This window comes from Caballeronia sp. M23-90 (genome assembly GCF_053574605.1).
The window spans coordinates 1-13,490 of sequence record NZ_JBSIPA010000144.1 but is presented as its reverse complement, the minus strand read 5'-3'; the positions used below and the strand labels follow the sequence as shown (position 1 = coordinate 13,490).

Below are 13,490 nucleotides of genomic sequence, written 5' to 3'. Positions count from 1 at the left end.
TGGAGGCTTACGACGCGCTCCAGCGCGGCGATACGGACTCTGCAATCTCGCGCGCGCGGGCCGCGATCGGTTATGCGCCCAATGTCCCAGGCGCACGGGATTTGCTGATCGATGCCTTGATCCAAGCCAATCGTCTCGATGAAGCCGACCAGGCCGCGACCGATGCCATATCAGCCAACCCCTCCGCACTCGCACCGTGGTTGCTGCGCGGCGCGATCCGCGAACGCCTCGGTCAGCGTGATGCGTCGCTTGCGGATTTCACGCACGCGATGCAGCTTCAAGACGCCACGCAGCAAGAACAACGTAACGGCCGGATCGTGATTGCGGACATGGCGCTTGCAACCGGCGATCCGCAACGCGCGCTCGATGCACTGAACGGTCTCGATCCCGACGGCGACGCGACCGACCTGATGATCGCCGTGCGTCGCCAAAAAGCGCGGCGTGCGCTGACATCGTCCGTTGCGGCCAACACCGCCGATCTGCCGATGCCGCAGCTCGATTGCACGCGCATCGATTCGGGCATCCTGTGCACGCTGCATCCGTTCGATCCTGCCTACGCGCAATACGCCGCGGCGGCGCGCGCCTACGACCAGCACGACTACCCGCTTGCGGTGGCGCAGGCGCGCGAGGCGGTGCGCATTGCGCCCGATGATCCCGTGCATCGCTTGCTGCTGATCCAGGCGCTCGCATCGAATGGCGATCAGGCCGAATCGAAACAGGAATCCGCGAACCTGATCGAGAGCGGCATGATCGATACCTTGCCGAGCATGAACGCCGCGTATTTCGCATCGAATGCAGGACAGCCGGCGCTTGCCGCGCGCTACTACAACGAGGCCGATCGCAACGACGAGCTGCCGCCATCCAGCCTGCTCGATGCGGGCTACGCAAACCTGAATGCGGGCGCGGCGCCCGTCGCAGCCAGTTATTTCAGGCGCGGAATCGATGCGGACAACAACGGCGATATCTCGCTGCAACCGCAACAAGCCTTCGAGACCCGCCGCACGATGTCCGAGCTCGACCGGACCTGGGGCGTGAATGCGTCGGTGGGATATCGTCCTACGGGCGACCAGACGACATTCGTGGCCAGTCCCGGAAGTACCGCCGATAAAAGCGTGCAAGCCGGCGCCGAAGCCTATTGGCGCCCTTTCGGTTATCTCGATGGACACACCATCGAGCTCTACGCACGCGCCTACGAGACGCTTTATTCGAAAGCGGGCAACACCACGGGCACGCCGAGCCTCGAAGGCGCGCTAGGTGTGCGCGCGAAACCGTTCGCAAGCCAGAACCTCGTGTTCGCATTCGAGCGCATCGTGCCGCTTGGCAGCGCAGTGCAGCCGGACTGGCTTGGACGTATCGCGTATTCGAACGGGTTCGGCACGGATTTGCGCGTGGACACGCCGAGTTGGTGGACGGGGCAGCTTTACGCGGAAGCAGGACATTACATCACCCATCCGGACAACTACGCGACCTTTAGCGGCGAACTCGGCCGAAGCTACCGGCTCGATGCGATCGATCCGCATCTCGTCGCGTTTCCGTACGCGGTGCTTGGCGGTGACTACAACACGCAGATCAACAACCGTGCATCGATGGGCGCAGGCGTGGGCATGAATCTGCGCTACTGGTTCCGCGAGGACACGTATCATGCGCCGCGCTCGTTCGTGGATTTCTCGCTGCAATATCGATTGAAGATTGTCGGCGATGATCGCGCGAAGGGCGTGTTTTTCAACGCGAGCTTCAGTTATTAGGGTTGGGGGTAATTGTTGGGTGGGCGCAGGGGTACGGCGGCACGCCACTGCTCACAGGAAGAGCTGGGATGACGGTCCATCAAGACGCCGTTTTCCCGCCGTTCACTCTCAGGATCTCGCCGGTAAAGAAGCTTGCTTTCCCGGACGCGACGAACACGATCGCGTCCGCGATTTCTTCGGGCGTCCCCGCTCGTTTGAGCGGCACGCTCGCGAGGAAAACAGCTTTGCGTTCTTCGTTGCCGGTCAGTCTTTCCAGCATGGCAGTCTCGACGGGACCGGGCGCAACAGCGTTGACGCGCACGCCCGACGCAGCCCCTTCGATCGCCGCCGATCTGGTCAGGCCTTCCACCGCGTGCTTGCTGGCCACATAGAGCGACACGTTGGGCGCGCCGCGCGATCCCATCGTCGAGGAGATATTGACGATACTGCCACTGCGTTGCGCCAGCATCACGCGCATCTCGTGTTTCATGCTGAGTATGGTGCCCAGCACGTTGGTATCGAAGACGGCTGCATAGCGCTCGGGCGTCAGCTCCGTCATGGGTCCCTGCTCGCCCTCCGTGCCGGCCGAATTCACGGCCACGTCCAGCCGTCCGAAGCGTGCGACGGTCCGGTCGACGAGTTCGCGCACCGAGTCTTCGAGGCGGACATCGGCCTGAACAAACTCGGCCTCCGATCCGAGCGCGCGCAGCTCGGCCGCAAGTTGCTCGCCTTCTTCCGCGCGGCGCCCGGACACAACGACGCGCGCATGCTCATGCGCAAAGGCAAAAGCGGCGGCCCGGCCGATACCCGTCAGCGCGCCGGTGATCAGTACAACAGGATGCTCGGACATATTCGTTCTCCAGTGATTCATCGATAACGCGGCGTTTGCGGCCAGCGCCAAGTTCTTTCAAGCTGGGTGCACAGCATGCCGGCGACAGGACTCATGCTAAGGCGCATATCATTGGAGATAAATGGGCTGTGATTCCGAACATTCCGGACATCGCTGTCCGAATTGTCGAATCAGCGCCTCCACATGCGGGAACCATGAAGTCACAAAAAACTGTTGCCGGAATCGATATAGGCGGAGAGGCTAAGGGCAATCATCTGGTCATCATGCAGGGCACCCGGATCGTGTGGAACAACCCCGGCCGAGAAACGCCGGAGCAGATGCTCGAAAAATGCATCGAGTTCGATGTTGCTGCCGTGGGTATCGATGCGCCTTGCCAGTGGAGAATCGAAGAGACTGGAAGACAGGCCGAAAAGATGCTGGCCAGAATGCGCATCTCCTGTTTTATTACGCCGACACGCGAACGAGCGAGCCAAAGCCGGTTCTACGATTGGATGTTCAACGGGGAGTCCGTGTACAAGGTCTTCGTCGAGCGCTTTCCTCTTTTGAATGACGTGTTCGCGATCGGGAACCGGGTTTGCTTCGAGACGTTCCCCCACGCCATCACGTGCGCCCTTCGCGGCCGGGAAGCCACATCTGCGAAGGCGAAGAACATTCAGCGCCGGGAGACACTCGAAAGGGCGGGCGTTGAAACACAGTCGCTGAGAAACATCGATGAAGTCGATGCAGCGCTGTGCGCGCTGACAGCGAATTTCCTGCTCGAGGGATGGGTCGACGTCTATGGCGACAGTGCAGGAGGGTTCATTGTCGTCCCCTCCTTAACCGCCAGTAGCGGCAATAAATGATTCAGGAGAACTTGTGCATCTGATGCGGCATTCGACATTGTTATTGTTATTGGCACTGGCTGCGCTGAGCGTAGTTGACGCGCGGGCGAGCGACATTTCGTGCGCGACCACGCAGCAACCCGCCGAGCGTGTCATCTGCGACCACGCCATTCTGAACAACGAATACGAAGATATCGTTTCGCAACAGCAAACCATGCTGAGCGCCGGGAAGCTTTCGCCTGGCCAGCTATCCCAGTGGAGACAGTCACGCAACGCCTGTACTGACGTCCACTGTATCGATACGGTATTTGCGCAGTGGAACACCATGGTGCGGGCGATTGCTTCTACCCCCAGCGCTGCAGTGGCTCCCGAGATTGCATCCGCGAGTGCGTCGGCGCCCGTCGGCCCCAACCCCGATGCCGTACCATCCCCTGCGTCCGCAGCAGTTGCAACATCGGACTCGTCCGTGGTGCAGCGGGGAAGCGCCGCAGGCGTTGCGTTGCCGCAGCCGGTTGCGAGTCAGACCTCTGCGCCTGTGGCGGCATCCGCCGCGTCAGATGCAAGAGAATCCCGCAACGGAATCGGCATAAGTGGAGGCATGAGCAGTGGCGTGATGGCCGCAATACTCATCGCGATCGGATGTGGTGCGTTCGTCAGTCGGCGAAGGAAGAACGTTCGGCGTACCCGGAAACCATGAAGACCTTGCCAGTCGAAGCACGGCGGAGCAATGCAGCGTACCCGCGCAAGACGTTTCTCGCCGTCAGTGTTCGCCATAGGGCAATCCTCTGCCACTGACGCGCCGCCAGACCTTAGTCCACAAGAGACATTCTTCAACGTTCGCGCCTGGCCTGCGCAAAGCTCATGGCAATTGCGCCGGTTCGGCGAGGCTGCCGTGTTCTATTCGAAGCATCGCGGCCACCCGTTGCAATCGCCTCACGCCGAACCATCGCAACAGAAATCGCAGCATCGCTTCGAGCGAGTCTCGTCTTTGGGTGGATCTTGGTCATATCGTCCTTCCTGCGAAGAACCCATTGGACCGCTGCCGCCGTGATCCGTAAAATGAATGTTTTGATCGATATCATTACTCTGCGGAATGGAACTCAAACTGCTCCGTGCGTTTTTGACGGTCACTGAATTGCGCCATTTTGGTCGCGCTGCAGACGCACTGCATGTCAGCCAGCCGGCGCTCAGCAAGCAGATCGCGGCGCTGGAGACGGTGCTCGGCGGCCGCCTGTTCGAACGCGGCCGTCACGGCGCCGACCTGACGGCATTCGGAGAATCTTTCCGGCCAGGTGCGTTGTCATTGATCGGCGAAGCCGATGACCTGCTGATTCGCGCGCGCGAAGCAAGTAGTGGCCAGCGGGGACAGTTACGGGTCGGTTTAGGGTTATCGGTGCTTACGGTGGCGCCGCAATGGCTCGCGAGCTTCCGGGCCATAAATCCAGGTGTCGGCGTGACGGTGAAAGACTTGTCGTCGTTTGATCAGACACGGGCACTGCTTTCGGGCCAACTCGATGTCGGGTTCTTGCGACTGCCGGCTGACCGCGGGTTGGCGTTCGTGCCGGTGCTGGCCGAATCCCTGATCCTCGCCGTTCCGGAGCACGCGAGGTGGAAGCGCTTGCCGGCGGACCTGAACAAGCTCAATGCGCTGGGCATTGTCGCCCTTTCACGCGGTATTGGTCCCGGACTCGCCGCGCAAATCGAACAATGGTGCGCAAGTCGCAATTTCATTCCGCGCGTGATCCAGCGGGCCGATGACATCCAGTCTGTTCTTGCAGCCGTTGCAGCAGGTGTGGGCGCGGCATTCCTGCCCTCAGGTGCGCAATATCTACTGCGCGACGCGACCATCATTGCCTTGCATGACAGCCAGACCAGATGGCAAGTCGGTCTTGCGTGGAACACCATGCGTAGCGATCCGGTAGTGGACAATTTCGTCGCCCATGTCCAGAAGTCGATCGAGAATCCGTTGTAAGGGCGGTGGCCGCTTACGGCCCAGCACTTGCTCCGATGACATTGATCGAAGTTGCTAAATGCTGGCGTAATCGGCCTGACTTCGTCGGATCGGCGTGAGGCAACGTCGCCGACCGCTTTTCGTTGTTCCGGCATATGCATTAACATCGATACCTGAACGTGTTAAATGCAATGTGTCCCGACCAGACGTGCTGGTTCGATATTCCGTTGTCTAGAGAGGAAGGCGATCGTGGCAAATGAAAAAATGTTGGCGCAAGTACGTGAAAAGCAGGGCTTTTTCGCGGCCCTGGACCAGAGCGGCGGGTCCACACCCGGCGCCCTGAAGCTATACGGCATCCCGGAGACTGCCTACAGCAGTGACGCCGAGATGTTCAAACTGATACACGAGATGCGGGTGCGCATCATCACCGCGCCCGCCTTTACAGGGGACAAGGTCATCGGGGCCATCCTGTTCGAAGCAACCATGGACGGACAGGCGCTCGGCAAACCCGTTCCAACCTTCTTGTGGGAAGAGCGTGGCGTCGTGCCCTTCCTGAAGGTGGACAAGGGCCTGGAAAACGAAGCCGACGGCGTGCAACTCATGAAGCCGATTCCCGGGCTTGACGAGCTGCTCGCCCGGGCCGCGAAGCTCGGTATCTGCGGCACCAAGATGCGCTCAGTCATCAAGCTGAATTCGCAAGCGGGTATTGCTGCGATCGCCAAGCAACAATTTGCGGTGGGAGAGCAAATCTCCGCACACGGCCTCATTCCGATCCTGGAGCCCGAGATTTCGATCAAGAGTCCGGACAAGGCTGGAGCGGAAGCCACCCTCCTCGCGGAACTGACCAAAGGCCTCGATGCGTTGCCGGAAAATCGTCAAGTCATGCTCAAGCTGACAATTCCGGACGTGGCGGACTTTTATCGTCCGCTGATCGAGCACCCGCGCGTCGCCCGGGTGGTTGCGCTTTCCGGAGGCTATGCGCGAAGCGATGCGTGCGAACGGCTTGCTTCGAATCATGGAATGATCGCCAGCTTCTCGCGGGCTTTGATCAACGAGCTCAAGGAACAAATGAGCGACAGTGAATTCGACGAGACGCTCGCGACTGCCATCGACGAGATCTATCAGGCTTCCGTCGAAAAAGTTTGATGCAACTTTGAGAGGGCGGCTCCGGGCTCGCATGAACGAGCCTCGAATCGCCTGATACGGAGATGCTGTTTTGCGCGGGCCACGGCTATTAAAGCTCGTGGCCCCGCATGTCACGAATCGCCCCCTCCCGTTTGCATGAAGCATTGAATGCCCCCTTCGCCGATCCTTCGGCGACGCTTCAGATCGCCTCTGATTCGCGCACCGTATCAAGTAAAAAGCAATACGGGCGGCCTCAGCCAAGCGGCGAGTACGCTTCCGGAATGCAGATCGTCGATGTCGCCCTTGCAATCTGTTGCGGACCGCCTTTCGGTGGCCACAGGCCTTCGGCGTAATGGCGTGCACGCAGCGCAGCGCGTTCCTCCAGGCTGGAGAATCCCCAAATATGTGTGATCCGGGGCGAGCCGTCCAGCGCATACATATTGATCACCAGATGCCGTGTGTAGTCGTGAGCCGGACCGATCGCCTGTTCCCAGCCCGCCAAAGTTGGCGGCAGACCACCCGGCTTCAGATGGTAAGTCCGGAATTCATAGAATCGCCCGAATGAGGAATGCTCGACGTCGGGCAGAAACGGGAAACGCGCGTACTGCTCCGTGATCAACCGGCTCGATGGATCGCCGACACCGAATGGACGGGCGCTCATCAGCGCGCGCAACCGTTCCCATTCAAGCGCCTCCGCGGTCTCGAAGCCACGCAGCAGCTTGATCTGGAAGAGTTCCCCTATCTCCGTGCGCCAGGCGCCCAGGAGCTGGCCTTCTCCATCCAGAACCCAGTTGTGCGCACTGGCAGAGACCGCGTCTTGTTCCATCGGTGGGCTGGAGAGTGTAATCAGTTCATAAAGCATGATGTCTTCCTTGACTAGGCGGCTGCCGCGCCGCAATAAAGCTTGCCTACACGGCCAGGCGAGTCAGAACAGCGATGCCAACTCGGGCGGCGGCTGCTTGCTGGATTGATCGACCAGCATGCCGAAGAGGGGATCCCACTCTTCAATCGTAAGCCCGCAGATCAGGTCTTCGCGGGAAAACGGATCGCCCTTGACCATCGCTTCCACTTCCTCGCGATTCTCAGCCCGCATGATCAGAAAGCCTGCACGCAACGGCGTTCCTTTGAGCGGTCCGGAAGCCAGCAGCCGGCCCTGCGCGATCAAGTCTTTGAGATAAAGAGCGTGTTCGAGAACATGCTGGTTCCAGCGGTCGCCGTCTGGATGTTCCATTCGAGTAATGTATATCGGCATATCGAAAGCCCCTTGGAATGTGGACTGTCCGCCCGAACCGGAGGTCCGGGGTAAGTCTATCCACCTTAATTGACTATTGACGGATGATAAATAGGCGTACAGTGTCCGGTTTCACAACTGGGAGTTGTCAGTGCTCGATCGACTCACCAGCATGGCAGTCTTCGTACAGGCAACCCAGACGGGGTCATTCGCCGCTGCAGCCGACAAGCTTGGCATGTCGCCGCAAATGGTCGCCAAGCATATCGCTGCCCTGGAACAGCATCTTGCGACCCGCTTGCTGAATCGGACGACCCGCAAACAGAGCCTGACGGAGTTCGGCCGCGCCTATCTGGAGCGGTGCCAGACCGTGCTGGCGGAAGTGGACGCAGCCGATGCCCTGGCCCAAGCCGTTCAGGTCAAGCCTCAAGGCCGCTTGCGCATCAGTGCGCCGGTGACCTTCGGTCGTCATGGCCTGATACCGGCGGTGACGCAGTTCCTGCGAGATTTCCCGGAGGTGGAACTTGAACTGACGCTATCGGACCGGCTGGTGGACCCTGTCGAAGAAGGCTACGAGGCCATCGTGCGAATCGGGCCAATCGATGAAAACCTGCCGATGGTGGCGCGTCCGCTAAAGCCATATCGTTTGGTCGCTTGCGCATCGCCGGCCTATCTGAGCGAACATGGAACGCCGCTGGAACCCGCGGATTTGGCTCGCCATGAGTGCGTGTTATTCGCTCCATGGCCAACGGACCTCAACCATCGGTGGCGCTTCCAGCAGGGCGGCCGCGAAGTCGAGGCGACCGTTGGGAGCCGCTTGAGTATCAACGATTGGGGCGCCATTCACAGCGCTGCCCGAGACGGTTTCAGTATCGTGCTCGGGTCTGAGCATGCCGTGGCCGAGGATCTGGCGGCAGGCCGGCTGATTCGGGTGTTGCCCGATTTCGAAGGGCCATCCCGCCCCATGCATCTGCTCTATGCAGCGGACCGGCGGATGACGCCGAAACTGCGTTGTTTCGTCGACCGGATGATCGGAACTTTCGGAGATGGCTAGAAAAGCGCGTCATCTCAAGAGTAGCTAAAAGCAAAACTGCGAAACGGTACAAGGGTTGATTGACGAGGCAGAAATGAGGCTAGCGGGAACGATTTTTGTTGGTCCAAGGCAGGTCCACTCCGCATAAGCATCATGAAAGCTACCATTTGTGATCACTACCAACTGCCCGAAGGGCATGAGGAAATCCACCGGTTCACGTTCAAGCTGGAAGAAGGTGGGAGTCATGCGCCGTCGGAAGAAACTATCTCGTTACGAACCGCGAGAGTGATCGTGTCTCATCTCGAGGACGGCAACGCGCTTATACAAATGCTCCGCGCCGTAGCGAATGCTCACCCGGCCGACTATGACGGACTCATCGGGCAGGTATTCGAGGACGCATTCGTCAAGGACGGGCCCAGCGAACGCATGACCGATCACGGTCTGGCATTCAATAACGCTACGAAGGCCGAATCGGCGCGGCGCTGAATCCGAATGCGACGTGCAGTCAAAGCTATTGGCCGACCGCCGCCCAGAGCAACGAAATGCCTGATGACAGCATCAGTCCATCGACAAGAAGCCTGAACGTGGACGGTTGCATCCGGACCACGACAGACTTGGCGAAAAACGATCCTGTCATCAGTGCAGCGCCCGCCACCAGACCTTTTACAACGATTCCGACCGGCAGCGCGCCGAACTCCTTGAACGCCGCGATCTTTGCCGCATAAACCCCCAGCGATCCGGTCGCTTCCGTCGCGAGAAAGGCGCCTTTTTCGAGGCCATACGACGTGAACACCGGAACGGTGATCGGACCCGTCGACACGACAATCCCTGTCAAAAAGCCGACGGGGCCTCCGATCAATGCCAGATCCCACAGGGTGAATTTGATGGAGCGGCGCGCGAGCCAGCGCCGCGTCGGAATCATCGCAACGAAGAAAACGCCGAGCGCAATATCGACAATGCGCGCAGGGATCGCCAGCAGCGTGTGAACGCCCAACGCCGCGCCGGGGATTGCGGTTGTGCAATAAGCCGCGCAGGCCCTCCAGTCGATTTCACGCCACCATGCGACAACCTTGCCGAGATTGCCCATCACCGCTCCGATCGCCATGATCGGCACGGCCTGCTGCGGCCCGAAGAACAGGACGAGAACCGGCATGAGCATCATCGACGACCCGGTGCCGATAATGCCGCTGAGCATGCCGGCAGCAACGCCGACGAGCAGAACAAGTACATATCCCATCGCGGCGTTTTCATGGAAGGTTGAATTGGTCGACGCTCGGAAGAGTACCGTGAGCTGCGCCTCCGCTCCGGGAAAATCAGTCCAAAGGTGGAACGGCCCCTTCAGCCAGTGTCTTGAGCAGGCGTGTACGACGTCGTTCGAGGTCTTCTATCTGGCGCTCGATCGAGGCCAGTCGCTTGCGCTGGGCATCGGAGGTCTCGGGGCATGAACCCGCGCCTTCGATCATGCGCATGCAATCGGGAAACGAGCGGATATCAGCGAGGCTGAAGCCCGTCGCGATCATGCGCTGGATTTGCCTGACCTGGGTGACGGCGGCAAGCGGGAACGCCCTGTAGCCATTGCTGGCGCGAACCGACGTCAGGAGGCCATGTTCGTCGTAATGGCGAATCGAACGCACGCTTGCGCCGGTCTTGCGAGCGAGTTCGCCAATGGCCAGCAGATCGTGTTCGATGGATTGGATCATGGAAAAAGCATAGCACTTTTCGCTTGACCCTCACATCAGTGTAAGGGTTCAAAGTGCTCCCATGTCAACGATCATGGAGCAACCCGAATGTCGCGCAACTTCTTTAGTCACACGCTTTCCGCCCTGCTGGCAGCAGTCGCCGCGCTTGCGATGTCATCCGCCGCTATCGCAGATACAAAAAACTATTCGGTCACCGCGCCGGACGGCGTCACCCTTGCCGTCCAGGAGTCAGGCGATCCGGCCGGGCCGCCTGTCGTGCTGATCCACGGCTTGCTGGGCAGCCGCCTGAACTGGAATGGACAAGTCGACAGCGCCGACCTCCAGCGGTATCGCATCATCACGTACGATTTGCGCGGTCACGGCCTGTCCGGAAAGCCGACTGAAGCCGAGGCGTATTCCAACGGACGCCATTGGGCGGACGACCTTGCAACAGTGATCAAAGCGTCGCATGCAAGCCGTCCTGTGCTCGTCGGATGGTCGCTGGGTGGCGCGGTCGTATCGAATTACCTGGCGGCATATGGCGACAGCCAGATTGCCGGAGCGGTTTATGTGGATGGTGTGATCGAGTTGAAAGCGGACCAGATCGTGTCTCATCCGGAGGTTTATCGCGACATGACTTCTCATGATTTGAAGACCCATCTGGATGGCGAGCGCACCTTCCTCAGCCTGTGTTTTCACACGCAGCCCGACAGGTCCACAACCGAGCGCCTGCTCGCCAACGCGGCGATGGCGTCGTGGACCATGCAGAGCGCAGTCCAGTCCATGACGGTCGATGCGTCCGGCGGTTTGAGCAAAACCACGGTGCCCGTCCTGCTGCTGTATGGCGAACGCGACGCGCTGGTGAATACGAAAGGCGCGATTGCACGGGCAAAGGAACTCGATCCGCAGGTTCAAATCAAGTCGTACGCGAATTCGGGACATGCGCCTTTTATCGAAGAGCCGGATAGGTTCAACCGTGATCTGGCCGCTTTCGTCGATACCGTCGCGCGTCACTGATTTGACACCGCAAACGTGAGGAACATATGGCATACGAACTTCCCCCTCACCATTCGCTTGAGTCTTTCCCGGGATTGTCCGGTCTGCAAGTCGACGCGGGAGGTGTGTCGTTCAGCGGCGTGACCGGTGGCTCGGGACCGGCAGTGCTTCTGCTGCACGGGTATCCGCAAACGCATCTGGCATGGCGGTACATTGCTCCGCAACTGGCGCGTTCATTCACTGTCGTTGCGCCGGATCTGCCCGGGTATGGCGACAGCAAGACGGGCGCCGATACTCCACGCTGGACCAAACGCCGGGTCGCCGAAGCACTTACCTCGATGATGAAACAGCTCGGCCACGCAGAGTTTGCCGTCGTCGGCCACGACAGAGGGGCGCGGGCCGGATACCGGCTGGCGCTGGATCATCGGGATCATTTGACTCACTATGCGTCGCTCGCCGTGGTTCCGACGCTCGATGCATGGGACGCCGCCGACATGCGCTTCGGGCTGGCCAATTTTCACTGGTTCCTGCTGGCGCAACCGTTCGATCTGCCGGAGCGGATGCTGTCGGCTGATCCCGATGCGTTTATCGATGCTGCTCTAGCCAGGATGGCAGGCGGAATCGATCATATCGATACGGTTGCCCTCAGCGCCTACAGACGGGCCTTTCGAAACCCGTCGGTGCGACGTGCGATGTGCGAAGACTATCGAGCGGCCGCGCATGAGGATCTCGCGCACGACACCGCCGATCGTGCAGCCGGAACCATGCTGAACTGTCCGGTCCTTGCCTTGTGGCCCGATTCGTTCGGCGGGGAACACTCACCGCTCGACATCTGGCGGCGCTGGGCAAGCAATGTCAGCGGCAAGGCACTTCGCGCGGGTCATCTTCTTCCGGAGGAGTGTCCGGGAGAAGTCACGGCGGAGCTTCTTGCGTTTCTCGGGGGTAATCAGGTTGGTGGCGCAAAGACGCGCCGGGATTGATCTTATCAAGCAGATATCGGGCGCGTAAAGCAATGACGCGCCCGGAATCCGCCAGAAGTTCTAGCCCCGCTCGGCACCTAACCCATCACCTTGTCCAGCGTGATCGGAAGATCGCGAATGCGCTTGCCGGTTGCATTGAAGACCGCGTTCGCGACGGCGGCGCCCACCCCCGTTATGCCGATCTCGCCAACGCCGCGGGCGCCCATTGGCGTGTGAGGATCGGCTTCCTCGCTCCAGATGATGTCGATCTCCGGCACGTCGAGATGCACCGGCACGTGATAGTCGGCAAGCGATGGATTCATCACCCGGCCGGTTCTCTCGTCGAACTCGGTTTCCTCCATCAGTGCAAGTCCGAGGCCCATGATGATGCCGCCGCGAAACTGACTGGCGGCGGTCTTGGCGTTGATGATCCGTCCGCAATCGAACGAACCGAGGAAGCGGCTCACCCGGGTCTCGCCGGTAATTGCATTGACCCGTACCTCGCAGAAGAGCGCGCTGTGGCTGTGCATGGACCAGTGCTGCAGTTCAAACGGCATCGGCGCCTCTGCCTCGACACTGACTTCGTCGAGCTTCGCGCGAGCCAATATTGCGCCGTAACTCTCGAAGCGGCTTTCATCTTCCAGCGCACAGAGACCGCCGTCGCGGCCGCCCACCTCGTCGGGTAACAGGCCGGATAGAGGCGAACTGTTGCCGGCGAAACGGAGCAGTTCCCTGACGAGCTTGTGATGCGCCGCAATCACCGCGGCCCCGATCGCTGCCGTCTGCTGCGAGCCGCCTGCCAGCACCACGCCCGGCAACCTGGAGTCGGCATATTCAAAGTCGATATCGTCCATGGTCAACCCAAGGCGGTCGGCGGCCACCTGCGTCTGAGCGGTCGATGTACCCATGCCCATCTCGTGCGCGGCGATGCTGACAGTAGCGCGCCCTGCCTGGGTCAACGTGATGCGTGCCGCGCCGCCGGGCATCCGGTAATACGGATACGTGCCCGTGGCGCAGCCCATGGAAGTGGATGGTGTCTTCGCCGTCTGCCGTGAAACGTCCGCGGCCGGCGAGAAAGTGCATGACCTCCGCTTGCTTGACCGAGCGCCTGTAGGTGCCCGCCA

General features: G+C 60.4%; 15 protein-coding genes and 1 pseudogene. 9 read left to right on the top strand and 7 right to left on the bottom strand.

Annotated elements, in window-relative coordinates:
- On the top strand, window positions 1–1,745 hold a 1,745-nt coding region (locus tag ACRXB1_RS16095), incomplete at its 5' end, for an NfrA family protein (RefSeq protein ID WP_449492536.1).
- 79 nt (window positions 1,746–1,824) lie between these two features.
- Here ACRXB1_RS16095 and ACRXB1_RS16090 read toward each other — a convergent pair.
- Window positions 1,825–2,574 carry an SDR family NAD(P)-dependent oxidoreductase gene (locus ACRXB1_RS16090; protein ID WP_375507435.1) on the bottom strand — a complete coding sequence of 250 codons (750 nt, stop codon included), beginning with the start codon at window positions 2,572–2,574 and terminating at the stop codon, window positions 1,825–1,827.
- Window positions 2,575–2,768: 194 nt separating this feature from the next.
- Between ACRXB1_RS16090 and ACRXB1_RS16085 the strand changes: the two genes are divergently transcribed.
- From ACRXB1_RS16085 to ACRXB1_RS16070, 4 genes are all read left to right on the top strand, one after another.
- Complete coding sequence (locus tag ACRXB1_RS16085) at window positions 2,769–3,416, top strand: DUF429 domain-containing protein (RefSeq protein ID WP_449492535.1); 648 nt, start codon at window positions 2,769–2,771, stop codon at window positions 3,414–3,416.
- A gap of 22 nt (window positions 3,417–3,438) precedes the next feature.
- On the top strand, window positions 3,439–4,092 hold the full coding sequence (locus ACRXB1_RS16080) for a hypothetical protein (protein ID WP_449492537.1): 654 nt from the start codon (window positions 3,439–3,441) through the stop codon (window positions 4,090–4,092).
- Between the two features lie 396 nt (window positions 4,093–4,488).
- Window positions 4,489–5,367 carry a LysR family transcriptional regulator gene (locus ACRXB1_RS16075; RefSeq protein WP_174363440.1) on the top strand — a complete coding sequence of 293 codons (879 nt, stop codon included), beginning with the start codon at window positions 4,489–4,491 and terminating at the stop codon, window positions 5,365–5,367.
- A gap of 228 nt (window positions 5,368–5,595) precedes the next feature.
- Window positions 5,596–6,492 (top strand): fructose bisphosphate aldolase, encoded by an 897-nt coding sequence (locus tag ACRXB1_RS16070; RefSeq protein ID WP_086381591.1) that lies wholly within the window; start codon window positions 5,596–5,598, stop codon window positions 6,490–6,492.
- A gap of 232 nt (window positions 6,493–6,724) precedes the next feature.
- On the opposite strand, the gene ACRXB1_RS16065 is transcribed toward ACRXB1_RS16070, so the two are convergent.
- Together ACRXB1_RS16065 and ACRXB1_RS16060 are read right to left on the bottom strand one after the other, a co-directional pair.
- The gene (locus ACRXB1_RS16065) at window positions 6,725–7,333 is read right to left on the bottom strand and encodes an NIPSNAP family protein (protein ID WP_449492534.1); all 609 of its coding nucleotides are present in this window, start codon (window positions 7,331–7,333) and stop codon (window positions 6,725–6,727) included.
- Between the two features lie 63 nt (window positions 7,334–7,396).
- A complete protein-coding gene (locus tag ACRXB1_RS16060) occupies window positions 7,397–7,702 on the bottom strand; it encodes a YciI family protein (RefSeq protein WP_375508182.1) in 306 nt (101 codons plus the stop codon).
- A gap of 151 nt (window positions 7,703–7,853) precedes the next feature.
- Here ACRXB1_RS16060 and ACRXB1_RS16055 point away from each other — a divergent pair, with 151 nt between their 5' ends.
- The gene (locus ACRXB1_RS16055; protein WP_449492533.1) at window positions 7,854–8,753 is read left to right on the top strand and encodes a LysR family transcriptional regulator; all 900 of its coding nucleotides are present in this window, start codon (window positions 7,854–7,856) and stop codon (window positions 8,751–8,753) included.
- Between the two features lie 132 nt (window positions 8,754–8,885).
- Entirely contained in the window at window positions 8,886–9,218 is a 333-nt protein-coding gene (locus ACRXB1_RS16050) for a hypothetical protein (RefSeq protein WP_449492532.1), read from the top strand.
- A 25-nt stretch (window positions 9,219–9,243) separates the two neighbouring features.
- On the opposite strand, the gene ACRXB1_RS16045 is transcribed toward ACRXB1_RS16050, so the two are convergent.
- Both ACRXB1_RS16045 and ACRXB1_RS16040 read right to left on the bottom strand, forming a co-directional pair.
- On the bottom strand, window positions 9,244–9,969 hold the full coding sequence (locus ACRXB1_RS16045; RefSeq protein WP_174363436.1) for a sulfite exporter TauE/SafE family protein: 726 nt from the start codon (window positions 9,967–9,969) through the stop codon (window positions 9,244–9,246).
- Between the two features lie 76 nt (window positions 9,970–10,045).
- On the bottom strand, window positions 10,046–10,432 hold the full coding sequence (locus ACRXB1_RS16040; protein WP_174363435.1) for a MerR family transcriptional regulator: 387 nt from the start codon (window positions 10,430–10,432) through the stop codon (window positions 10,046–10,048).
- 87 nt (window positions 10,433–10,519) lie between these two features.
- Between ACRXB1_RS16040 and ACRXB1_RS16035 the strand changes: the two genes are divergently transcribed.
- Window positions 10,520–11,428 carry an alpha/beta fold hydrolase gene (locus ACRXB1_RS16035; RefSeq protein WP_174363434.1) on the top strand — a complete coding sequence of 303 codons (909 nt, stop codon included), beginning with the start codon at window positions 10,520–10,522 and terminating at the stop codon, window positions 11,426–11,428.
- Window positions 11,429–11,454: 26 nt separating this feature from the next.
- The gene (locus ACRXB1_RS16030; RefSeq protein ID WP_449492531.1) at window positions 11,455–12,387 is read left to right on the top strand and encodes an alpha/beta fold hydrolase; all 933 of its coding nucleotides are present in this window, start codon (window positions 11,455–11,457) and stop codon (window positions 12,385–12,387) included.
- 77 nt (window positions 12,388–12,464) lie between these two features.
- Here the strand turns inward: ACRXB1_RS16030 and ACRXB1_RS16025 are convergent, their stop codons facing one another.
- Window positions 12,465–13,352 (bottom strand): xanthine dehydrogenase family protein molybdopterin-binding subunit, encoded by an 888-nt coding sequence (locus ACRXB1_RS16025; protein WP_449492530.1) that lies wholly within the window; start codon window positions 13,350–13,352, stop codon window positions 12,465–12,467.
- 31 nt (window positions 13,353–13,383) lie between these two features.
- Window positions 13,384–13,490: pseudogene (locus ACRXB1_RS16020) on the bottom strand (cupin domain-containing protein); the annotation flags it as partial.